The sequence below is a fragment of the Henriciella litoralis genome (assembly GCF_002088935.1).
GTDB classification, from domain to species: domain Bacteria; phylum Pseudomonadota; class Alphaproteobacteria; order Caulobacterales; family Hyphomonadaceae; genus Henriciella; species Henriciella litoralis.
In genome coordinates, this window is record NZ_NCSS01000006.1 from 828,211 (window position 1) to 849,409 (window position 21,199).

General features: G+C 60.0%; 23 protein-coding genes. 11 read left to right on the top strand and 12 right to left on the bottom strand.

Annotation, left to right across the window (positions count from 1 at the left end):
* Position 1: 1 nt before the first annotated feature.
* A complete protein-coding gene (locus B8783_RS07630; protein ID WP_084419595.1) occupies positions 2-1,276 on the bottom strand; it encodes a S41 family peptidase in 1,275 nt (424 codons plus the stop codon).
* 95 nt (positions 1,277-1,371) lie between these two features.
* A complete protein-coding gene (locus tag B8783_RS07635) occupies positions 1,372-1,563 on the bottom strand; it encodes a LapA family protein (protein WP_084419596.1) in 192 nt (63 codons plus the stop codon).
* 109 nt (positions 1,564-1,672) lie between these two features.
* Between B8783_RS07635 and B8783_RS07640 the strand changes: the two genes are divergently transcribed.
* Both B8783_RS07640 and B8783_RS07645 read left to right on the top strand, forming a co-directional pair.
* Positions 1,673-2,629 carry a YihY/virulence factor BrkB family protein gene (locus B8783_RS07640; RefSeq protein WP_084419597.1) on the top strand — a complete coding sequence of 319 codons (957 nt, stop codon included), beginning with the start codon at positions 1,673-1,675 and terminating at the stop codon, positions 2,627-2,629.
* Between the two features lie 92 nt (positions 2,630-2,721).
* Complete coding sequence (locus B8783_RS07645) at positions 2,722-3,333, top strand: glutathione S-transferase family protein (RefSeq protein ID WP_084419598.1); 612 nt, start codon at positions 2,722-2,724, stop codon at positions 3,331-3,333.
* Between the two features lie 323 nt (positions 3,334-3,656).
* On the opposite strand, the gene B8783_RS07650 is transcribed toward B8783_RS07645, so the two are convergent.
* Positions 3,657-4,112 carry a MarR family winged helix-turn-helix transcriptional regulator gene (locus B8783_RS07650; protein WP_084419599.1) on the bottom strand — a complete coding sequence of 152 codons (456 nt, stop codon included), beginning with the start codon at positions 4,110-4,112 and terminating at the stop codon, positions 3,657-3,659.
* A gap of 135 nt (positions 4,113-4,247) precedes the next feature.
* Between B8783_RS07650 and B8783_RS07655 the strand changes: the two genes are divergently transcribed.
* From B8783_RS07655 to B8783_RS07665, 3 genes are all read left to right on the top strand, one after another.
* Complete coding sequence (locus tag B8783_RS07655; RefSeq protein ID WP_199288158.1) at positions 4,248-5,531, top strand: acyl-CoA dehydrogenase family protein; 1,284 nt, start codon at positions 4,248-4,250, stop codon at positions 5,529-5,531.
* Between the two features lie 152 nt (positions 5,532-5,683).
* Positions 5,684-6,043 carry an ArsR/SmtB family transcription factor gene (locus B8783_RS07660; protein WP_084419600.1) on the top strand — a complete coding sequence of 120 codons (360 nt, stop codon included), beginning with the start codon at positions 5,684-5,686 and terminating at the stop codon, positions 6,041-6,043.
* Between the two features lies 1 nt (position 6,044).
* Entirely contained in the window at positions 6,045-6,569 is a 525-nt protein-coding gene (locus B8783_RS07665; RefSeq protein WP_169711736.1) for an SRPBCC family protein, read from the top strand.
* A 68-nt stretch (positions 6,570-6,637) separates the two neighbouring features.
* Here the strand turns inward: B8783_RS07665 and B8783_RS07670 are convergent, their stop codons facing one another.
* The 3 genes from B8783_RS07670 to B8783_RS07680 form a co-directional block, all read right to left on the bottom strand.
* On the bottom strand, positions 6,638-7,126 hold the full coding sequence (locus tag B8783_RS07670) for a DUF6653 family protein (protein ID WP_084419602.1): 489 nt from the start codon (positions 7,124-7,126) through the stop codon (positions 6,638-6,640).
* Between the two features lie 140 nt (positions 7,127-7,266).
* Positions 7,267-8,448, bottom strand: a complete 1,182-nt coding sequence (locus B8783_RS07675; protein WP_084419603.1) for a patatin-like phospholipase family protein — start codon at positions 8,446-8,448, stop codon at positions 7,267-7,269.
* Between the two features lie 62 nt (positions 8,449-8,510).
* Positions 8,511-9,701: an aspartate aminotransferase family protein gene (locus B8783_RS07680; RefSeq protein WP_084419604.1), complete on the bottom strand. Its 1,191-nt coding sequence runs from the start codon at positions 9,699-9,701 to the stop codon at positions 8,511-8,513.
* Between the two features lie 506 nt (positions 9,702-10,207).
* Here B8783_RS07680 and B8783_RS07685 point away from each other — a divergent pair.
* On the top strand, positions 10,208-10,639 hold the full coding sequence (locus B8783_RS07685) for a DUF3617 domain-containing protein (RefSeq protein ID WP_084419605.1): 432 nt from the start codon (positions 10,208-10,210) through the stop codon (positions 10,637-10,639).
* A 139-nt stretch (positions 10,640-10,778) separates the two neighbouring features.
* Here B8783_RS07685 and hisG read toward each other — a convergent pair whose 3' ends face one another.
* Genes hisG through hisS form a run of 3 tightly spaced genes read right to left on the bottom strand, consistent with a single transcriptional unit; the run spans position 10,779 to position 14,307 of the window.
* Positions 10,779-11,723: an ATP phosphoribosyltransferase gene (gene hisG, locus B8783_RS07690; protein ID WP_139792286.1), complete on the bottom strand. Its 945-nt coding sequence runs from the start codon at positions 11,721-11,723 to the stop codon at positions 10,779-10,781.
* Positions 11,720-12,820, bottom strand: a complete 1,101-nt coding sequence (locus B8783_RS07695; RefSeq protein WP_084419607.1) for an ATP phosphoribosyltransferase regulatory subunit — start codon at positions 12,818-12,820, stop codon at positions 11,720-11,722. Before B8783_RS07695 ends, hisG begins: the two co-directional genes overlap by 4 nt.
* Complete coding sequence (hisS, locus tag B8783_RS07700) at positions 12,817-14,307, bottom strand: histidine--tRNA ligase (RefSeq protein ID WP_084419608.1); 1,491 nt, start codon at positions 14,305-14,307, stop codon at positions 12,817-12,819. Before hisS ends, B8783_RS07695 begins: the two co-directional genes overlap by 4 nt.
* Before the next feature lie 331 nt (positions 14,308-14,638).
* On the opposite strand from hisS, the gene B8783_RS07705 reads away from it, so the two are divergent.
* Both B8783_RS07705 and B8783_RS07710 read left to right on the top strand, forming a co-directional pair.
* Positions 14,639-15,187, top strand: a complete 549-nt coding sequence (locus B8783_RS07705) for an HdeD family acid-resistance protein (RefSeq protein WP_139792288.1) — start codon at positions 14,639-14,641, stop codon at positions 15,185-15,187.
* A 113-nt stretch (positions 15,188-15,300) separates the two neighbouring features.
* Positions 15,301-15,798: a hypothetical protein gene (locus B8783_RS07710; RefSeq protein WP_139792290.1), complete on the top strand. Its 498-nt coding sequence runs from the start codon at positions 15,301-15,303 to the stop codon at positions 15,796-15,798.
* Here B8783_RS07710 and B8783_RS07715 read toward each other — a convergent pair.
* Genes B8783_RS07715 through B8783_RS07725 form a run of 3 tightly spaced genes read right to left on the bottom strand, consistent with a single transcriptional unit; the run spans position 15,795 to position 18,526 of the window.
* Entirely contained in the window at positions 15,795-16,643 is an 849-nt protein-coding gene (locus B8783_RS07715) for an acyl-CoA thioesterase (protein ID WP_084419611.1), read from the bottom strand. The genes B8783_RS07710 and B8783_RS07715 overlap by 4 nt on opposite strands.
* A gap of 9 nt (positions 16,644-16,652) precedes the next feature.
* Positions 16,653-17,555, bottom strand: coding sequence for an ABC transporter permease (locus tag B8783_RS07720; RefSeq protein WP_084419612.1), 903 nt, complete (start codon positions 17,553-17,555; stop codon positions 16,653-16,655).
* On the bottom strand, positions 17,555-18,526 hold the full coding sequence (locus B8783_RS07725) for an ABC transporter permease (RefSeq protein WP_233355711.1): 972 nt from the start codon (positions 18,524-18,526) through the stop codon (positions 17,555-17,557). The genes B8783_RS07720 and B8783_RS07725 overlap by 1 nt, the downstream gene beginning before the upstream one ends.
* Positions 18,527-18,648: 122 nt before the next feature.
* Here B8783_RS07725 and B8783_RS07730 point away from each other — a divergent pair, with 122 nt between their 5' ends.
* From B8783_RS07730 to B8783_RS07740, 3 genes are all read left to right on the top strand, one after another.
* A complete protein-coding gene (locus B8783_RS07730) occupies positions 18,649-19,059 on the top strand; it encodes a TIGR01244 family sulfur transferase (protein WP_084419614.1) in 411 nt (136 codons plus the stop codon).
* Between the two features lie 125 nt (positions 19,060-19,184).
* On the top strand, positions 19,185-20,120 hold the full coding sequence (locus B8783_RS07735; RefSeq protein ID WP_084419615.1) for an ATP-grasp domain-containing protein: 936 nt from the start codon (positions 19,185-19,187) through the stop codon (positions 20,118-20,120).
* A 45-nt stretch (positions 20,121-20,165) separates the two neighbouring features.
* Positions 20,166-21,077, top strand: coding sequence for an MBL fold metallo-hydrolase (locus B8783_RS07740; RefSeq protein ID WP_084419616.1), 912 nt, complete (start codon positions 20,166-20,168; stop codon positions 21,075-21,077).
* Positions 21,078-21,199: the final 122 nt, after the last annotated feature.

Here is a 21,199-nt window from a genome sequence, read left to right on the forward strand (position 1 = left end):
CCTAGCGCTTGACCCAATCAAGCGCCGCCTGAAGCGCCGAATCCGGGCCATTGCCATTGTCGGCGACAACCTCATAGCGCGGGCGCCATTCATGCCTGTCGGTGCCTTTGACGTGCATCAAATTATAGGTCGGAAAGCGGACGGAATAGGAGCTGCCCGGCAGAGGGAAACTCTCAATTCCGCCCGCCAGCTGCGCCATCTGCGAACCGTAGACACGGCCTCTTTTCAGGCCATCGAACCCGATGGCCATGCCCTCGCCCATACTCCCCGTCCAGCGTCCGACAAGAACCGCGACGCGGCCGCGCGCACGCCAGTCACCACGGGACGCAACGCGTCTGACAGGCTCGCCCTCCCATCGCGGTCCGGCAATCTGATATTTCTTCACGCCCCTGATGAACCGGCCCATGATCGGTTCGGCGACGGAGGTATTGCCGCCGCCAGGCGTGTTGCGCAGATCAATGATCCAGCCATCGGCCTCGCGGAGCTCTTCTAGCGCAGCGTCGAAAGCAGCGACGGTGTCGCGATCGCCGAGCGAATCCTCAATCCGGATATACCCCGTATTTCCCGACAGAAAGGTCGACGTGACAGTGCTTTCCGGACGGGTGGGCCACGGTTTTCCAAGCGCAAGCTTGAGTGTTTCTTCGCCTCGTCGTACCGAAACATTGCGCGGCGCGCCGCGATACCCGGCCGCTTGCGCATTCAGCGCCCAGTTAAGGCGCGCAGCGCTGACCGAGGTGCGCCCATATCGCATCCGTCCTGTTGCAGCGGCAAGAACAGGCACTGAATTCATTGAAATAATCTCGTCGCCAACCTGCAGCCCGGCTTTCGCCGCGCCCGAGCCGCGCCGGACGGCTTTCACCAGGGCTTCGCCATTTTCAAACTCAATCCAGTAGTCGCTGCCTGAGGGAACAAGCCGCGGTGAGACGGCGGAATGCGTGTCCAGAGAAACGTGATTGTCCCACAATTGGTCCAGCATCTGTTCCAGCAGCGCGAGGTGACCGGCAGACGTTTGGGCCGTTTTCTGGGCCGCCCGCAAACGCGACCGGCGGCAGGTTTCTTCCCACACGCTTTTGCGGGTCTCGTAATAGACGTAATGCTCGGTAACGAGTGTGCACAGCGCATCAACGTCCTGCTGAACTGGCGTCTGCGCGGCGTCGATTTCCTGCGCGAAGGACGGTGTCGTAAGAGGCAACCAGGGCCGCATATTTAGTGTCGTAGCGGTGTAAAATACGCCGATGGCGGCCGCTTTCAGGGCAAGTCTGGAGAATAAGGTCAACGGGCCTCCCTCAAAGCCGAAATCACCCTCTCCCCTGCCCGAAAGATGCAGATTGCCCGCCTGCTCACCGCCTGTCCATTTTCCGTCGCAGTCTCTCAGCTGCGCTTGAAACGGATCGACTTGCCGGCAACAAATCCGATGACCAGACAAATCAGGATGAGGAAAATCCGGCGCGTCTCGAAACCGAGCCCCAGGAAATTGACCTGAATGACCGCCATATTCTGCAAGGCGAAAATCAGAACCAGAATGATGAGTAAGCCGGCAAGCCAGGTCTTGGCGTGTTTCATGATGTGGGTCCTTTCGCGGGTCACGTCACCCCAGTAGGACGCCCGGCATCGCACGGGTCAAGCCGCCCCCTGTCGGAACTGGCAGAGCTCCTCGCGAGTTACACCTCTGATGGGCACTCCAAAATTTATCAATCGGATCAGGCAGACAGGTTTCTACCAGAAGCGGCTCGATCCTGTGGTCGATATCACCGGCCGGACCTTGGCCCGCATCGGGCGCGATGATGTCGCGCTCGTGTCTGGCGGCGTGGCGTTTTACGCTTTCCTCTCAATTTTTCCGGCCGTCGCCGCTGCGCTGATGCTGTGGGGTCTGTTCACCTCTTCGGCGGATCTGCGCGACTATTTCGAGGTGATGAACACCTTCCTGCCGAACGAGGCTTACAAGCTAATCACCAATCAGATGATCCGCATCGCGGAGTCCCAGTCCTCGGGCCTTTCATGGGGCGCCGTGATCTCGCTCCTCGTGGCGCTCTGGTCGGCTTCGCGCGGGGCGAATGCCCTGTTGCAGGCTGTTGAGGTCACCTATGACCGGCCGAAGAAACGCGGCTTTCTTGCCCAGAATGGGCTCGCCATAGGCTTTACTGCCGGCGCAATCGTCTTCGCGATCATCTCGCTGGCAGCCATCGGCGCGGTGCCGCCGATTATCGAGGCCCTGCAGCTCGGCGCGATCATAGATGCGGGTTTAAGAATTCTCAGATGGCTCGGCCTGATCGCGCTCTTTCTTGGCGGCATCTATGCCTTCTTGAGAACCGCCCGCCCGCGCGGGGTGAAAGGCACAGAAGGCCAAAGCCGCCGCATCCTTCCGGGCGCCATCGCATCAGCGGTTATCTGGCTGATGGCCTCACTCGGCTTCTCTTTCTATCTCGGCTCATTCGCCGACTATAATGAGACGTTCGGCTCGCTCGGGGCCGTCGCCGCCCTTCTCATGTGGCTCTGGCTGTCTGCCTTCGCGATCTGTGCCGGCGCTGAGCTCAACGGCGTTTACAGCCGCCGCCAGCGCGGCCTGACGACCGACACCGCCAAGGAAGGCGCGCCAGCCGAAGACGAGGAAACGCTGCAGCCGGGCTAAGACAGCCTCCGCCCCTTGCGTCATGCCTTGCAGACGATTGCGTTCCAGCTAGGGTGGCCTCCAACAAGAAAATTCCATGGAGGACACCGCATATGAAACTCTACACATCCGTAGGCCCAAACCCCCAGGTCGTAACGATGTTCATGGCCGAACGCGGCCTGACCGTGCCTGCCGAACAAATCGACATCATCAAGGGTGACAATCGCCAGCCGGACTATTTGAAAACAAACCCGCACGGCCAGGCGCCAGCGCTTGTGCTCGACGATGGTACGCTGATCACTGAGATCACCGCCATCTGCGAATATCTCGACGAAACCCAACCCGGCGACAGCCTGATCGGCTCAACACCTGAAATGCGCGCCCAGACCCGCCGCTGGACCCGCTGGGCTGACCTGAATGTCGCTGATCCTCTGACCGTTGCATTTCGTGGCTCTGAAGGCCTGCCCATGTTCAAGGATCGCGTCGTCTGTGTGCCGGAAGGTGCCCCTGGACTGAAAGCCTATGTGCAGGACCGGCTGAGCTGGCTCAATGAGCATTGGGACGGCCGCGAATGGCTCGCCGGGGACAATTTCTCGCTCGCCGACATTTTGCTGTTCTGCTTCCTCGCCTTCGGTGAACAGGTTGGCCAACCGCTGAACCGGGACTTCAAGAATGTCGCTGACTGGTTCGACCGTGTGGCTGCGCGCGAGAGCGTGAAGGGGTAGGTTTGGGAGGCGAGGCTTTGAGCCATCGCCGTTGCGCTTGTTTGAGCGCTCAGGAGATGGGCCCTCGGACCGCTCACGCGGTCGAGGGTGACGCCTGATGCGGGTGCTCTATGCAAACTTCGAACTTACAAAGTGCGACGCTTGCCGCATGCGTCACTCCCGATGAGCGTTAGCTCATCTGGTAGGCCAGCTCCTAAATACTCCTACTCGCATCCGGCCTCATGCTGAGCTTGTCGAAGCATGCTGGCGCGGCGCTTGTGGCTTCATCCTTCGACAAGCTCAGGATGAGGTTCCGGCGTTTCGGGGCTAGCCTCGGCAGTCCCCTACTCGTCCACCTCGACAACCAGTTCCTCATCGCAAAGTTCGATCGTGCGGTTGAGCTTTGCGACGAAGTCTTTCAGCCCCTCGGTGCCGAATTCGCGTTCGATGCGGGCATTGATTGAGAGCGTCTGGGAATTGGCCTTGGCGATGGCGGTTTCGCCGTTCTTTGTGAGCTTGAGCGCCCAGGCGCGGCTGTCGCTCTGGCTCCGCGTTTTCTCGATCATGCCAAGCGTCATGAGGCGTTTGACCATCGCGGTGATGGCCGAATCGTTGAGCCGCAGGTCGCGTGCAAGACTCGTCTGGTTCAACTCATGGGCGGCATCAATCCGGTTCAGGACGCCAAGCTGGGCTGCGGTAATGCCCGCGACCTCAACCAGCTGGCGGTCAGTGACCTTGCGTAGCATCTGCGCAGCGATCTGGAGCCGTGAATAGACACGCGGATTTCTGGGTTCACTCATTGTCGCATGCCCTTGCACTCTCGTTCACCAGGAAGTATACTTCACTAGTGAAATAAATGACAGCCTTGTTAGGTTCCGCTTCGCAGGTCTGCCCTCTGGAATTTATGTTAAACCCCACGGGAGGAGAGTAAAACCATGGATACAGCAACACTCGGATCAATGACCGTTCGCGACGAGATGAACGATCTTCGTATGTCGGAAAAGTCGATCCCTCTTTATGAGCATGTGAAGAAATTCATCGCTGAAGAAGTCGAGCCCATGAGCAAGAAGTTTCATGAGCTTGGTGCCAATCGCCCGGACCGGTTTTCATATGCCCCAGGCCAGCTGGAAGCGCTTGAGGAAGTCAAACAGAAAGCCAAGGATCAGGGTCTCTGGAACTTCTTCCTGCCGGACGCAGAAACCGGCGAAGGCCTGCCCAACCTCGACTATGCGTATATCGCAGCCGAGCTTGGCAAGAACTCGCTCGCGTCTGAAAGCATGAACTGCGCCGCGCCAGACACAGGCAATATGGAAGTTCTGGAACGTGTCGGCACGAGAGAGCAAAAAGACAAGTGGCTGAAGCCTCTGCTCGCCGGCGAGATCCGCTCTGCCTTCGTGATGACCGAGCCTGAGACCGCCTGCTCCGATGCGCGCAACGTGCGCACCCAGGCCGTTCTGAAAAATGGCGAATGGGTCATCAATGGCGAGAAGTACTACGCCTCTGGTGCCGGCGACCCACGCTGCAAGATCATGATCGTCATGGTGCAGACAGACCCGGACGCGCAAAGCCACCAGCAGCAGTCGCAAATCCTGGTCCCGATGGACACGCCCGGCGTTGAAGTGCTCGGCCCGATGCATGTCTTCGGCAAGGATGACGCGCCACACGGCCACATGCATATCCGCTTCACGGATGTGAAAGTGCCTGAAGAGAATATCCTGCTCGGCGTTGGCCGCGGCTTCGAAATCTCCCAGCTGCGCCTCGGCCCAGGCCGCATCCACCACTGCATGCGCTCCATCGGCGCGGCAGAAAAAGCCCTCGACCTGATGCTCGAGCGCGGCATGACCCGTGAGGCGTTCGGTCGTCCGCTGATCAAGCTTGGCGGCAACCAGGAAATCGTCTCGCGCGCCCGCATCGAAATCGAAGCCATGCGCCTGATGGTGCTTAAAGCTGCCAAAGCGATGGACGTGCTGGGCAACAAGGAAGCCCGCGTCTGGATCTCCATGGTCAAGGCAATGGTGCCGGAACGCGTCTGCAAGATCATCGACGATGCGATCCAGATGCACGGCGCAACCGGTGTGTCCCAGTGGACGCCGCTCGCCGACATGTACACCCAGCAGCGGACCCTGCGTCTCGCTGACGGCCCGGATGAGGTTCACCACATGGTGGTCGGCCGCAACGAAATCGGCCGCATGGGCATGAAGGGCATGACCAAGAAGTAGGCGTAGAGCTTCATTATCAGTGAGAGGCCGTCCCTTCGGGGGGCGGCCTTTTTCTTTGCGGTCAAGGCTTCCGAAATTATATTAAACTATATGGTTGACTAAATGTCGCGCGGCTTTACTAAACCAAATGGTTGAACAAAAGGCCCGGACACATGGATGCGATTTTTCAGGCGCTCAGCGATGGCACACGCCGGCAAATGTTGCGTGACCTCGCAACCGGCGACCGCACCGTGAGTGAACTCGCTGCGCCGCACCCGATGTCGCTCGCGGCAGCTTCGAAACATATCAGGGTTCTGGAGAATGCCGGTCTGATCCGGCGCGAGATCGAAGGCCGCACGCATCGCTGCCATCTCGAAGCCGCCCCGCTTGCGGCCGCGCACAGCGAACTCTCCTTCTACGAACAGTTCTGGACATCCAGCCTCAATGAACTCGACCGCCTGCTGCGCGAGGACGCGGCGCAGGAGAAACAGGCCGCTATTTCATCCCGCCCAGCCGCTCACAAGGACGATTAGAATGACTTCCCAACCAGACGAAGATGATTTCGCCATTCTGACCGAGCCGACCACGCTGGTCATCAAACGCTGGCTGCCTGGCAAGCGCGAACGCGTCTGGGACTATCTCGCCGACAGCGACCTTCGCCGTAAATGGCTGGCCTCCGGCGACATGCCGGCGACCCCCGGAGACACATTCACGCTGACCTGGCGCAATAGCGAGCTCAGCCCGGACGCGCCAGCCCCCGACGGCAAGGGAGGCGAACACAGCATGGAGAGCGAGATCGTCACATTCGATCCGCCGAAGACGCTCGAATTCATATGGGGCAATGGCACGGTCACATTCGACCTGGAGCAGAAAGGCGAGAAGACACTGCTCACACTGACCCATACCGGTATCGAGACCCGTTCCAACAGGGTCGGCATCTCGACCGGCTGGCACGCGCATCTGAATCTGCTTGTCGCCGAAATTGGCGGGACCGAGCGCGGCTCCTTCTGGGCGTCGTACGACGCGCTAAAAACGATCTATGAGGCGCGCGTGCCGTAACAGGTTTACCGCTCGCGCCCCCATGGAAGCCGGCAGAAACCGGACCTGTCGGCTTTTTTTCATTAGTTCTAGCCCGCCTGCCCTTCCTCGATGCGGCGGAGCGTGACCATGCGGTCGACGAACCAGAGCTTGGCGAGCATGGAGACGGTCATCCCGAACAGGGTCGGCCAGATGTCGAGCTGCCACAGCCCCCAGGCAAAGGGCAGCATGGCGAGCGCACTGAGGCCGTTGAGCAGGTTTGCCATCCGCGCGTGATGCGCCGGGATAGGCCGCACATTACGAGCAAGCCAGATCCGCTCCCCCATGACGCCGCGCGACATCCAGTTGTCGAGGCTGCGCGGTTCGGGAAAGAGGCGCGGATTGAGCCAGGTCCACAGAAGGACGAGGACAATGAGGGCAAGCGCCCACCAGCCGATCCAGGCGCGGCTCCAGATCGCAAGCGCGAGCGCCGGCAGGGTCGCGACACGGCTCCAACCGCTCCATGGATTGGCATGGCGACGCCAGGTGGCGTCATCCATGCTCATCAGTTTTTCCGAGGCGTTTCCAAAATCGACCATTTCAACCGCCCTCCCTGGCTCGCTGTTTGCGGAAAGCCTTATGCGTCCATGTCCCACTCGCTCGGCGCTTCATCCATCACGCCGACGGCCCTGCGGACGTCCTCATCGGATTGATCAGAACCGGCCGCAGCTCGCGCGCTTTACCACGGTGAGAGTTGCCAATCATAGCCTTCGCGGGCCTGCTCTTCGCCAATCGCGTAGAGCTTGCGCATATAGGTTTGCTCGAACGGGCGCTTCGATGTTTCGGTGAAGGTTTGTGGGATATAGGCCAAGCGGAAATCCAGGCCGTCTCGCTGTGTGAGGCTGTAAATCTCGGAAATGCTGCTCTGGGAGGAATAGTGTAGCAGGAGCGCCACTGACCGTCCGGCCACTTCATACCATCTCGGGCCCGTCTCGGAGTGCAGCGGCAAACGTCTTCCATTCTTTATAACATACACCGTCATCCGGATATCGGCTGGCGCGCTTTCAAGAATTTCGCTGACATCGACTTGTGGCCCATAGGCAAACAGGCTTGCCGCCACGCTGCCGTCTGCATGTAACTCTGAATACACGTTCTGGCCCACACTCACCTCGATCGGGACGGGTGGAAAGGCCGCCGGTACGGACGCAGATGCGCGGATGACTTCACGGAAAAGGGCGAGAGCTTCCGGGCCGCCATGACTGGCAATCGCTCCCATGTCCCAGACGACCGGCCTGCCCGTGTCCAGTTCTGTTGTGCTGACGAACAGTCGCCGTCCGGCCCTGTGTTCCGTCGCTATGTCGCGCAGGACATCAGGCGTGATGTTCGCTTCGATCATGTTACCAAGAGGCGTGGAATCAGAAAGCGCCGAACCGGTGAGAATGTTTTCCAGAATTTTAGGCGTATAGATTTCAGAGGGCGTGACCTCTGTGTAGGCCACCCGAAGCGCGTCATCATACGTTTCACCAAGAAATGCAAAAGGTGCGATGAGCGCGCCGGTGCTGACGCCCGTTACGACCTGAAACTCCGGCCGCGTTCCCGAGGCTGACCAGCCATTCAGCAGGCCTGCCCCATACGCTCCATATTCGCCGCCGCCGGATACGACCAGGAAGGACAACTCTACAGGCGATCCGTCTTCAATCTCTGCGGCATGGCTCTTTAGAAACGGCTTGTCGGCCAACGGGGATGTCAGGGTCTGCGGCGGTGCTGCATCTCCCCAATATCGGATTGTGCGGTCAAAACCGCTCACCACGACATCATCTGATAGCTCTGCCGGGACCGGAACACGGTCGACGCTGATCGTTGTGCAGGCCACCGCCAGAAAAGTGACGGCGACCAGGAGGACAATCCTGTGTATCATCATACCGTTGCCCTGCCCCAAAAACCGGTGCCAACCGGCTGCGCATGGGTCCTGATCGTACCGCGTTACCCCTCCATCTCCCACTCGCTGAGCGCTTCATCCATCACGCTGACGGCCTTACGGACGTCTTCGTCGGTGATGATCAGAGGCGGCGCGAGGCGCAGGACATTGTTACCGGCGACGCCGACGAGCAGGCCCTTCTCGCGGCAGGCATTCTGGACGGGCTTTGGCGCCGCCTTCAGTTTCAGACCGGTCAGCAGGCCCTTTCCGGTGACGCCGTCGACCTTGTCGGCATGGCTGTCAGCGAGGGATTTGAGGCCTTGGGCAACAGTTCCGGAAACGCGGCGGACTTCTGCGAGGAAGTCTTCGTCAGCGATCGTGTCCCAGACGGCATTGCCGACGGCCATGGCCAGCGGGTTGCCGCCATAGGTCGAGCCGTGTGAGCCTGGCTGCATGGGCAGGCCAACCTCTTCGGTCATCAGGCAGGCGCCGAAGGGGAAACCGCCGCCGACACCCTTGGCGACACACATGATGTCTGGCTGAGCGTCCGGGGCCCACTCATGGGCGAAAAGCTTACCGGTGCGGCCCATGCCGCACTGAACCTCGTCATAGATGAGCAGCGTGCCGGTCTCGTCGCAAAGTTTGCGAAGGCCCGTGAGGCATTCTTCAGGCATGGCGCGCACGCCGCCCTCGCCCTGCACAGGCTCGACGAACACCGCGCAGGTCTTGTTGGTGACGGCGGCCTTCAGCGCATCATGATCGCCCCATTCCAGCTGGCGGAAACCTTCAATAGGTGGGCCGAAGCCTTCAAGGTATTTTGGATTGCCGCCAGCATTGATCGCGCCGAGTGAGCGGCCGTGGAAGGCGCCAGTGAAGGTGATGAACTCAATGCGGTCTTCATTGCCCTTGGACCAGTGATACTTGCGGGCGGCCTTGAGCGCGCATTCGACAGCCTCGGTGCCGGAGTTTGTGAAGAAGACACGGTCCGCAAAGGTGCGGGCGCACATCTTGTCGGCAAGCTCCTCGCCAGCCTTGACGCGGAACATGTTGGACAGGTGCCAGAGCTTTCCCGCCTGGTCTTGAAGCGTCTCGACGAGCTTGGGGTGCGAGTGGCCGAGCGAATTAACTGCAATGCCTGCGACGAAGTCCAGATATTCAGACCCGTCCTCTGTATAGAGATTGACGCCCTCGCCTCGCACAAACGCTTCTGATGGCGGGGCATAGACCGGCATGATGTGGGCGCGGGGATCGGACATGGAAGGCTCCAGACTAGGGGTATAAATCTTGTGTTGGGCATGGCTGGCGGCTGATCATAAGTCAACACTGAGCGCTGGGCGCCATGCCGTATGAACTCACGTAACGGCGCGGGAGCAAACTAGTTGCAAATGCAATCATGCATGGATGCCATGCCGACTGAAGCGGTAGCCATGCATAACAAGAGAGATTACATCCCCCATGGTCGTTTCAACTGAAACGGCTAAACAGGTTTTAATAATTGTTTTTCGATATGCACTTGACGGTAATCGATATGTGTTTTATTGAAAAACAATAATAACAAGAGCCCGGTTGGTTGCTACCCCTGACGCCCTGACCCTGAGCCGCCAATCGGGCCAACTCTCACAAGTCAACTCTATCAGAGGCCCCGAAAGGGGCCTTTTTCTTGTGCGCGCAAAAAAACTGAAGTCCGCTCGGGCCCTACCGACTTTAGAAGCTTTCAGAGTTTCTGCTATGAACTCCCCAAGCTTCATAAAAAGGGGACATCATGAAAGCTTGTATCATCTGCCTGACGGCAGCTTTGAGCGCAGCGACCGCTGCAAACGCGCAGACACTGACTTTGCAACCGGGCGAGTGGGAAACCATGACGACCGAGACTTTCGTCGATGAAAGCGGGGTCGAAGACGTAAATAGCTGGAGTGAAAACGTTTGCATCGCGCCAGCGGACGCTGACCACGACGCCAGTCGATTTGCTTCGGCTGGCTGCACGGCATCCGACAGTCGGATTGAGGACGGTATCCTCAAATTCCAAGAGACCTGTCATGACGACTTCATGACTTTGTCAGGAGACGCCACCGTCACCCAAAGCAAAAGCGACGGCTCAATCCGGATTGATGAAAGTCTCGCCGGGGAAGATCTGATCCTCGGACCGATCGTCATCGACCGGGTGATCACATCCAAGCGCGCGGGCGATTGTTAAGGCCGGGGATTGCTAAGGCCAGGGTTCGAAACGCAAGACAAAAAAATGGCGCGGCTATCGAGCCGCGCCTTTGAGAGTTCTTGCAGCGTTTCCTCCCAGAAACTTGCCTGCTCTGTATCGCCGCTTTTCTGTCACATTGTCAAGCGCCTCGTTCCAATTCAGTAACAAACGCTACGAAAGACGGCGTTTCGCGTTCGAAAATGAAGTCCGCATTAACGATTGAGACAGGTCCTGCCCCCGATTCAGCGATTCTGCGGGCATTTTCTGCCGCACTTAAGGCAGGCGAAAGAACAGAATTTGCCGAGACGCGGGTCAACCCCTGCGCGTCGATGAGAGAATCGGGGATGGAATCAGCGGCCTGAAGCAGTTTTTGCGCATCCGCCGATTCGACTGCGCCGATGGCCGAGAGCAGTTTTTCGAGCGCGCCGAGCGACTCGCCCGTCCAGTCGGCTTTGAGCGATCCGGTGAGCGCCGCCTGGCTTTTCAGGATCACACCATCATCGAGGACTTTCAGGCCATTGGCCTTCAGCGTCGCGCCAGTCGATGTGATGTCGACGATGACTTCAGCCTGCCCTGAGCTGGGCGCCGCTTCGGTCGCGCCCGCGCTTTCCACGAGGCGGTACTCGCCGACAGACTTCTCGGCAAAATAGTTGCGCGTCAGACGAAGGTATTTGGTCGCCACCTTCATGCGGCGGCCATGGCGCTGGCGGAACCGCGCACCTGCCGCTTCGAGCTCGCTCAACGTATTCACATCAAGCCAGGCCGCCGGGACAGCGACGACAACATCAGCGCCGCCAAAGTCGAGCCGTTTGATGACGCTGGCATCGCGGGAGAGATCCGCCGAGAGATCATGCAAAAGGTCTTCACCAGTCACCCCGATATGGAACGCGCCGTCGATCAGCCCCTGCGCAATCTCACGGGCCGAGAGCAGAAGTACGTCTGCCTCAGGCAGGCCGCGAAGCTCTGCGGTGTAACCGCGTTCGCCGCCAGCCTGTTTGAGGCGGAAGCCTGCCTTGGCGAGCCAGCTCTCGGCATTGTCTTTCAGGCGCCCCTTGGACGGGATCGCAATTGTAAGCCGGGTCATGATTGGGCTCCCTTGGTGAGCCGGTCAGGCCGGACGACACCGCCGATGGCTGTTGCATCGACCTTGCCGCCGGAGAGGCGGGATAACAGCGTGTCATAGCGCCCCCCTGCCCCGAACGGTTTTCGGCTGGAGGCATCGCCGGGATGGAAAATCTCAAACAGGAAGCCGTCATAATAGTTGAACCGACGACCAAATGGCGTGCCGAAACGGGCTGAGGCGAGCGCGCCGGGCATGAGGGCTTTCATCTTCGCCGCGCGCGCTTCAAGACGCTCCAGAGCGGGCTCAACGCCTGATATCCCTGCCTGACGTGCGATGGCGAGCAAGGCGTCGGCCGCTTGCTCGGCCGTCGTGTCGACAGCCATCACGGCTTCAAGCGTCTGGCGGGCAATATCTGGCGTGGCGCCATATTCTGCGTCAGCCGCCTGTGCGAGCAGCCCTTCGACAATCTCGTCGAGCGAGCGCGTCCCTTGAGGCTGGATGCCGGAGAGCTCAAAGATGTCCGACACGATGGCGCGGGCCTCATCAGCGCTTGCGCCTTTCAGCCGGGAGGCAAGGCCATGGGCCGGTTTGCCGGGCTTTGCATTGAGCAATGCGGACACGCCGCCTGCCTGACGGAAAGCCCGCTTCAGCGCATCGGCAAGCCCGGGCGCGAGATCGAGCGCATCGACGAAAGCCGGGAAGATGGCGAGATCGCCCATGCGAACATCCGCAGCCTCAATGCCTGCAGACGCCGCCGCCTCATAGACAAGCGCGAAGGTCTCAGCATCAGCGTCTGCAGTGGACGGCGCGCCATAGCGCTCAAAGCCGATCTGGGTGAACTCCATGACATCACCCGGGACGACCGGCAGGCGGAACGCGCGCGCTTCATAGCGCCGGACGGTTTCACCCGAAACGCCTGCTTCGGCCTGCGCAATCGCGACGGGCAACGTCAGGTCTGGCCGCAGGGCGCATTCCTCACCATTCTCGCCCATGAAGACGCAGAGGCGAGCGCGGACAGCCTCACCGGAAAGCTCCAGCGGCTGGTTGGCCGGCATGATGACGGGCGGGTCGGTCAGCTCACCGCCGAGGCGGGCAAAGATATCAGCGGGACTGCTCATTCGGACATCTCGATGATTTCGCGGATACGGGCGACCATGTCGGCGCGAGGCGCTTCAAACTGGCCGGGCCGGGCTTCGCGGTATTCCTCATTGGACTTGATTGCCTTGGCTTTCTTCGCGCCCTCTTTCAGATCCTTGATCGTGACGACGCCCTTAGCGATCTCATCTTCGCCCACCATCACGGCGACAGGCGAGCCGCGGCGGTCTGCATATTTCATCTGCGGACGCATACCCGAGCTGCCCATATAGGCCTCAGCACGGATGCCTGCACGGCGGAGTTCTGCGGCAAGCTTCAGGGCCTCGGTTGGGTCGTTGCGATCCATATTGAGGACGACCACCGGGCCGTTCAGCGCTTCAAGCTCACCTGAAATCGCAAAGGCTGTCGCAAGGCGCGAAATACCTACCGAGAAGCCGGTCGCGGGGACTTTCTCACCGGTGAACCGCGCGACGAGATCATCATAGCGACCACCGCCGCCGACCGAACCGATGCGAACGGCATTGCCGTCTTCATCCAGCGTCTCTTTCAGCAATTCTGCTTCGAAGACCGGGCCGGTATAATATTCCAGGCCGCGCACAACGGAGGGGTCAAACAGGACGTCGCTGTCGGGGCAGCCGAACGCCTCAAGACCGCGGGCAATGGCCGACAGTTCTTCGAGACCAGCGGTGGCTTCCTCGCCGGTGCCGACAGCTTGTCCGAGCGCTTCGAGCGTAGCGCTGCGGGTCTCGCGCCCGGCCTTGGCGAAGGCGAGAACGCGGCGCACTTCATCAGCCCCAAGTTCAGCGCCCTTTGTGAAGTCGCCGCTTTCATCCATGCGGCCTTTACCGAGGAGATCTGCCACGCCGTCTTCGCCGAGGCGGTCGAGCTTATCGAGTGCGCGGAGGATGGTAAGGCGCGCGCCATCTGTGTTGGCGCCGACGCCTTCCAGCACGGCGTTGAGCAAGCGGCGCGTGTTGACGCGAACGGCAAACTCACCATCCGACGCGCCAGCTGCGCGCATCGCTTCCGCAGCCATCGCGATCATCTCTGCATCGGCGTGCGCGCCTGCCGCGCCGACCGTATCGGCATCGCATTGCAGGAACTCACGGAAGCGGCCGGGACCGGGCTTCTCATTGCGCCAGACGGGACCAGCGGCATAGCGGCGGAAAGGCTTTGGCAGGGTCTGCCAGTTCTCGGCGGCAAACCGGGCGAGCGGGGCGGTCAGGTCATAACGAAGCGAGATCCATTGCTCGTCATCATCCTGCATGGAAAAGACGCCAGCATTCGGCCGGTCATCATCTGGCAGGAACTTGCCGAGCGCGTCGGCATATTCCCAAGCGCCCGTTTCCAGTGCTTCGAAGCCCCAGCGGCGATACACAGATGTGACCTTGTCGATCATCTCGGCCTGGGCATGGATCAGCGCTTCGCGGCGGTCCGGGAAGCCGCGCGGTTTGCGGGCAAGGTCCTTGCCGCTTTTCGGGCCGTCCTGATCTTGTGATTTCTTGCTCATGGGGCTTGCTCGTTTTCGTGTCTGGTCGCTTGGCGCTTCGCTTAGACGAAGCTGGATGGGGTGTGAAGGCGTGAGCCCCTCATGACAGCGCGAGACCCGGCGTTTCAGCCTGTCTTCCCTATCTGGTTCAATGTCTTGAGATGAACACTTTAGAGAGACGCAGCCGGACCGGTTCGCGCCTCATGCGGCGCGTCACGAATGATGGTGGTGGTGATGCAGGCTCGTGTTCATGGTGGCGGGGGATATGGGCAAGCCGGGCTGATGTCAAGATTGGCCCGCTCGCCCCCCGCCCGCGGCCCTGCCCTGTCTCTCTTGTCTGGACGCCCGCACAGTGACAATCTGCCGACCACAATCGCGAAAGGGCTTTGGCGTTATGGGCATTCGAACTTCCGGATACATTCTGATTATTCTCGGCGTTCTCGCCATTCTATTTCCGTTCGTTTCAGCGATCTCACTCAGCGTTGCATTCGGAGTTATCTTCCTGTTCGCGGGGATCAGCCATTTCTCGGCCGTCTGGAAGAAAAATGTCGAAGGCCATGTCCAGCATCTGGTGCTAGCCCTTCTCTATCTGGCGGGCGGCGCCGGCATGATCCTGTTCCCGCTCATGGGTGTGATGTCCCTGGCCATCATTCTGGGCATCAGCTTGATCGCCCAAGGCATCGCCCAGCTCATCATTTTCTCCAAAGTGACGGCCAGCAATAAATGGCTGCTCGCGATCAGCGGCGGGCTGGGTGTCCTGCTCGGCTGCTACATCCTGTTTGATCTGCCCCTCGCGGCGACATGGGTCGTCGGGACCCTTGCCGGGATCAATTTGCTGTTCACGGGTTTCACGCTGCTGGCGATCTCGTCCGCCCTACCCCGCACTGGCCCAGACGCCTGATTCCGCAAGATTTTGGCGGGTCGCCGGGCTGAGCAGATGCTTGTTAGAGGCAAAGGTCGGCCTGCTCGGCACGGGCCTTGCTTCGCCTGAGAGGAGAATCTGGAGATCGTGCCGTGATGAAACGTATTCTGCTTGCTGTGTTTGCGCTCGCGCTGCCGATGAGCGCTGCCGCGTCGCCTGAACTCGCAACCGATTGGGGCATCAAGGCGAGCCAGCTTTACGGCGAAACGGTGGATCTCATCGAGGCGGTTGAGGCAGGCGATAATCCGGCGATCCCGTCCGATTATGAGACTGGCATCGCCCGATTCGCGCTGGCGGCGACCAATCTCGGCAGCTGGATCGACGGCAATGACGGCCCATCCGATCTTGGCTGTATCTTCCGCGGCATGGCGCAGGAGGGCGAAGTTCAGCTCGACGCGCTGGAAACCGCAGACAATCGCCAGGACATGCATGCCAGCCTGAAGCGTCTCGCGACGATGTTCTCCGATGCCGAGATCATCGCGGCGGCTGCCTCGGCTTCAGCGGGCAATGATACGCCAGCAAAAGCGCCGGACGGCGTGATGGCGAGCTGCGCGGCAAGCAGCGACGCCGCGAACGCCGCGCTCCACTAATCCTTTTTCGAAAAGCGGGCCTTGAAGGCCGCCGGGTCAAAGATCCGGATGATGCCAGACTGGCTGCCGGTTGCCATCAGCGTGCCGTCATCTGCGAACATCGCCGCGCGGCCATGCACGAAACCATTGTGCACGCCCTCAACTTGAATCTCGCAGCACACCCATTCAGTTTCAACGATCTTGCGGATGCGCAGCGTATTGTCGAGCGAGTTGGCACCTGCCGGAAGGCCAAGCGCATGGCTGGTGCCTGACGGGACAAAGTCATTGATGATGGCAAGCATGGCCGAATCGACGGGCGCACCGCTGACCGATCGGCCCCAGAGCACGACATTGCCATCCTCACTCTTGCCGCCCTTCACATTGCGACCGGCGGCATAGCGACCGCGCGCCACGCGCATGTCGAGCGAGGCGTGGAGATCGTCTGAGGTCTCGTCAAAACGCGGGAAAGGCGGGCAATCGTCTGGCTTCGGGACATCCGGCATTTTCAGCCATTGATGCGAATGCTCGGACTCGCGTGCGCCGACAGCGGCGTTGACGGTGAAGATCTCACGCTCATCGATATGTGCGCGCACGCGGGCCTGCGTGATGTTCTTGCCGGCGACCGGGACTTTCACATCGATGTCGAGAATGTCCGGCGGATTGGCGAAGGAGAGGTATTGCGCAGTGGCCCAGATGCAGGGTCGGCCGGTCGTGCGCTCAAGCGCGCTGATCGCAGTGGCGAGGCCAACGCCGCCGAACAGGAATTTGTGTCCCGGCGGGCCGACACAGAGGCGCGGTTCAACCGGCAGCGTCCAGCGATGCGGATTGTGCGTGGGCTTGAGATCGATGAAAGGTATGGTCGTCATGAACGGGGTTTAGCGTTCTTTCGGATCGAGCGCATCCCGCAATCCATCGCCGATGAAATTCAGGCAGAGCAGCGTCACCGCCATCAGGATGGCTGGCGCCATGAGCAACCATGGCTTGTCCTGCATTTCCTTCGCGCCGTTCGAGATCAGCACGCCGAGTGAGGTCAACGGCTCGTTCACGCCGAGGCCAAGGAAGGAAAGGAAGCTCTCTGCCATGATCACGACCGGGATGGTCAGCGTCACATAGACGGCGACCGGGCCGACAACGTTTGGCAGGATATGACGGCGGATAATCGCCGAGCCGGGCACACCAGCGGCGCGGGCCGCCTCAATGAATTCCTTGCCTTTGATGGCAAGCGTCTGGCCCCGCACGATCCGGCTCATGGTCAGCCACTCGACCGCGCCAATAGCGGCAAAGATCAGGATGATGTTCCGACCGAAAACCGTCAGCAGCAGGATCACGAAGAAGATGAAGGGCATCGCATAGAGCACGTCCACGAAACGCATCATGAAATTGTCGACGCGCCCGCCAACGAAGCCGGCAATTGCGCCCCATGTCACGCCGATCAGCAGCGAGACAATCGTCGCGACAAGGCCCACCGCCATGGAAATACGAAGACCCAGCAGATTGCGGGCGACAAGGTCCCGGCCCTGCTCATCCGTGCCGAGCAGATGCCAGTTGTCGAAGGTCGGCGCCAGCTCTGTCTGCGCGGAGATCTGGTCGTAATTGTGCACCCAGAGCATCGGGCCGAGTGTGGCGAGAAACACCATCACGCCCAGCACCCACATGGAGACCACGGCCGCCTTGTTGTTGAACAGCCGGCGTCTGGCATCATCCCAGAGCGAGCGCCCGCCTGCGAGGGCCTTTTCGACCGGATCTTTCCGGCCAGTCATGTCCAGCGTATCAACCATCAGTCGTACTTCACTTTCGGATCGAGCAGCGCGTAGAGGATGTCCGCGAGCAAATTGAACAGCACGATCAGCGTGGCGTAGATAATCAGCGCGCCCATCACGAGCGTATAGTCTCGGTTGATCGCGCCATCGACAAAGTAAGAGCCCATGCCTGGCAGGCCGAAGATGCGCTCAATCACGAGCGACCCGGTCATCACGCGCGCCATGGCCGGACCGGCATATGAGACCAGCGGCAGGATCGCAGATGGCAGGACGTGACGGCGAATCACTGTGCGCTCTGGCAGGCCCTTGGCCCGCGCCGTGCGCACATGCGGGGACCTCATGGTCTCGATCGTGGAGGCGCGCATCAGCCGCGAAATGATCGCGATCTGTGGCAATGCCAGCGTCAGGACCGGCAAGGTCATATTGTGGACGTTCATCCCGATATTCGGATACTCACCGAGACCGCCGACCGCGAAAAGCCCTGCCCCCAGTGCAAAGGCGAGAATCAGCAAGGGCCCGGTCACGAATGTCGGAATCGAGATGCCCGCCATCGCAAAGCCCATGACGGTGTAGTCGCCCGCCGTGTTCTGACGTAGCCCGGCAAAGACACCGAGCGCAGTACCAACGGTCAAAGCAACCAGCATGGACAGCGTACCAATCGCCAGACTCACCGGGAGGCCATCAGCGATCAGATCGTTCACGCTTTTGCCGAGCGTCTTCATCGACGGACCAAAATCCCCCTGGAGCACCCCCAGCAGATAATCGACGAACTGTTTCCAGAGCGGCTGATCGAGGCCAAACTTCGCGGCAATGGCCGCTTCAGTGGCGGCGTTGAGCTTGCGCTCACCATCAAAAGGCCCGCCGGGCGCAAGCCGCATCATGAAAAATGCGACCGCAATGATCACCAGCATCGTTGGAATTGCGAACAGGAGCCGACGAAGAACGTAGGCCCAAGGTACGCGGGAAAAGCTTCGCTGCAGCGCTGACACGTTTGTGGAATCTCTTCTTCGTTACACCATAAGCGCGTGGCGAGACTTGGCAGCCTGCCCAAGGCTTCCTAGGTTCACGCCAGACGACAGCTTGTCAACGCTACATCACACCGAGGTAAAAGATGGCCGACATCCGCAATGTGACCGATCATTTCGCGGTCGCTCCGCAAATCACCGAAGACGACATCGACGAGATCAAGGCGGCGGGCTTCAAGACGATCATCGCCAACCGCCCTGATGGCGAAGGCGGCGTTGACCAGCCACGCATGGGCGCGATCCGCACTCGCGCCGAAGAAAACGGGCTGACTTTTGTCGCACTGCCATTCTCAGGCGCACCAACGCCGGAAATCATCGAACGGATGCAGTCGATTCTCGCAGAGGCCCCTGCCCCGGTTCTGGCATATTGCCGCACTGGAACACGTTCCGTGACGGCCTGGGCGCTGACGCATGGCGGACAGGGCCAGGCCGATGATATCGTAGATGCTGCTGCAGGCGCAGGATATGATCTGTCAGGACTTCAGCACTTACTGTAATCGCTCAGCCGGTAGCGCAGTAAACGATTGATCACATGAGACTCAGCGTTAAATAGTTGATAGTCTATCGAGGGCGTGCGATTCAGCGCGCGCGGGCTGGGGAGCCCCGAGAGAGGGAGTAATCGATGTCGCGTAACTGGCTGACAGATTTCAAATATGAGGACGGCGCCTGGCTGGTCAAAAAGACTGGTCATCGCGTCCCGGCGAACCGTCAGCTGGCGAATGACATCTTCACCTGGCTCACCTTCTATACGCTTGCCCAGTCCTGGCGCACCTGGCGCCGACTGACTGGCCACAAGCGCCCAACCATTGCTTTTCACCCTGACAAGCCCCGCCCCTGGTACTTTATCTGGCCAGTCATGCACGCCTCCGGAGCCAAGCTGATCTCCGACGTCTCCAAGGCAGACATCGTTTTCCAGTTCGACGACACGACCCATGCCGATCATCGCGTGCCGCAGACCAAGCCCGGCGCGCGCCTTGTCAATTTTGGCTGCAACGACATCTCGAAATCCAATGTTGCCGAAGCCTTTGCTGTCGCCGCTGGCTACAGCCTGAAAGTCGATCCACGCACACATGATGGCCCGATGGTCGAGAAGTCCGAAAAGAATGCCTGTCATGACGGGCGCATCATTGAAGGGCCGATGGAGCCCATCGAAGACAAGACCTATCAGTGCCTTGTCGACAATGAGATCGAGGGCGGTCTGGTCGAGGATCTACGCTGCTGCATCGTTGGCGGCGAGCCAACGCTGGTCTTCCGCAAGCGCCGGCCCATTGGCCGCCGTTTCCTGAACGAGAATGCCGAAGTCATCATCGACGAACCTCGCAAATGCTACACGGCCGATGAACTTGATGTGATCAGGCGCTTTTCAGCTGAAATCGGACTGGAGTGGGGCGGCGTTGATGTGTTACGCGACCGCTCTTCTGGTCGTATTTTCATTGTGGATGCAAACAAGACTGATATGGGCCCGCCTGTGGCCCTCAATCTTGGTGACAAGCTGAAAGCAACACGCCGCATGGCGCGCGCATTTGTCACCTCATTTGCACCAAAGCGATCAGCTTAAAATCGCCTATACTGGCGGTTTCAGAGGTCTGCTGAAGAGGTTTACGTGGGAATTCCATACGTAAAAGAAATCGATTTTGAGTATGGCAAGGTTGAGCAGGTTTCACCGCTTATTCGCCGCGTCATCGCAAATAATCCCGGTCCATTCACTTTCGTCGGCACGGGTGTCTATATCATCGGCCATGGCAATGTCGCGGTGATCGATCCGGGCCCGGAGCTCGCTGACCATTTCGACGCGCTAAAGCAGGCCCTCGCAGGCGAGACGGTCACGCATGTGCTTGTCACGCATGGGCATTCGGACCACTCGCCGCTCGCAAAGCCGCTCGCCGACTGGGCGGGTTGCAAGACCTACGCGAAGAATTGCGGCGTCCCGACCGCCAAAGGCGAGCTTGGCTCTGCTGACGATCTCGGCTTTGAGCCAGATGTGAAAATCGGCGATGGCGATGTTATTTCCGGTCCGGGCTGGACCCTCGATGTGATCGAGACCCCCGGCCACACATGCAATCATCTCTGCTTCAAGCTTCGCGAAGAGAATGCATGTCTGAGCGGCGACCATATCATGGGCTGGTCCACGACAATCGTCGCGCCACCTGACGGCAATATGGCCGACTATATGCGCTCACTCGACAAGATCGAGGCGCTGAATGTCGACATTCTCTGGCCGACCCACGGCTCACCTGTCGATCGCGATGTGAAAGGCTTCATCCAGGCCTATCGCCAGCACCGGATGGACCGGGAAGCTGCGATCATCGAGCATTTGAAAGCCGGTGAGACAAACATCCCGAAAATGGTCGAGGTCATGTATGCCGACGTTGAGAAACGTCTGCACCCGGCAGCGGCCATGTCGGTGCTTGGCCAGATGCTGAAGCTCGTCGACGAAGGCCGGGTTGAGACCGAGGATGCGAAGCCGACTGTGCGCTCGGCGTTTCACTGGAAGGCGCTTCAGACGACGGAGTAGCGCCACAGCCGCTTCATCCTTCGACTTCGCTCAGGATGAGGTTGCGCACTTTCAAGCCGCTTGTGACGTCTTCCCTCAAGAATTCAAATTGAACCTGCCCCGTCCCAGGCCTCATCCTGAGC

Coding starts and splice junctions, on each gene's coding strand:
- B8783_RS07635 (WP_084419596.1), bottom strand. CDS start 1,563: ATGAAACACGCCAAGACCTGGCTTGCCGGCTTACTCATCATTCTGGTT.
- B8783_RS07640 (WP_084419597.1), top strand. CDS start 1,673: ATGGGCACTCCAAAATTTATCAATCGGATCAGGCAGACAGGTTTCTAC.
- B8783_RS07645 (WP_084419598.1), top strand. CDS start 2,722: ATGAAACTCTACACATCCGTAGGCCCAAACCCCCAGGTCGTAACGATG.
- B8783_RS07650 (WP_084419599.1), bottom strand. CDS start 4,112: ATGAGTGAACCCAGAAATCCGCGTGTCTATTCACGGCTCCAGATCGCT.
- B8783_RS07655 (WP_199288158.1), top strand. CDS start 4,248: ATGGATACAGCAACACTCGGATCAATGACCGTTCGCGACGAGATGAAC.
- B8783_RS07660 (WP_084419600.1), top strand. CDS start 5,684: ATGGATGCGATTTTTCAGGCGCTCAGCGATGGCACACGCCGGCAAATG.
- B8783_RS07665 (WP_169711736.1), top strand. CDS start 6,045: ATGACTTCCCAACCAGACGAAGATGATTTCGCCATTCTGACCGAGCCG.
- B8783_RS07670 (WP_084419602.1), bottom strand. CDS start 7,126: ATGGTCGATTTTGGAAACGCCTCGGAAAAACTGATGAGCATGGATGAC.
- B8783_RS07675 (WP_084419603.1), bottom strand. CDS start 8,448: ATGATGATACACAGGATTGTCCTCCTGGTCGCCGTCACTTTTCTGGCG.
- B8783_RS07680 (WP_084419604.1), bottom strand. CDS start 9,701: ATGTCCGATCCCCGCGCCCACATCATGCCGGTCTATGCCCCGCCATCA.
- B8783_RS07685 (WP_084419605.1), top strand. CDS start 10,208: ATGAAAGCTTGTATCATCTGCCTGACGGCAGCTTTGAGCGCAGCGACC.
- hisG (WP_139792286.1), bottom strand. CDS start 11,723: ATGACCCGGCTTACAATTGCGATCCCGTCCAAGGGGCGCCTGAAAGAC.
- B8783_RS07695 (WP_084419607.1), bottom strand. CDS start 12,820: ATGAGCAGTCCCGCTGATATCTTTGCCCGCCTCGGCGGTGAGCTGACC.
- hisS (WP_084419608.1), bottom strand. CDS start 14,307: ATGAGCAAGAAATCACAAGATCAGGACGGCCCGAAAAGCGGCAAGGAC.
- B8783_RS07715 (WP_084419611.1), bottom strand. CDS start 16,643: ATGACGACCATACCTTTCATCGATCTCAAGCCCACGCACAATCCGCAT.
- B8783_RS07720 (WP_084419612.1), bottom strand. CDS start 17,555: ATGGTTGATACGCTGGACATGACTGGCCGGAAAGATCCGGTCGAAAAG.
- B8783_RS07730 (WP_084419614.1), top strand. CDS start 18,649: ATGGCCGACATCCGCAATGTGACCGATCATTTCGCGGTCGCTCCGCAA.
- B8783_RS07735 (WP_084419615.1), top strand. CDS start 19,185: ATGTCGCGTAACTGGCTGACAGATTTCAAATATGAGGACGGCGCCTGG.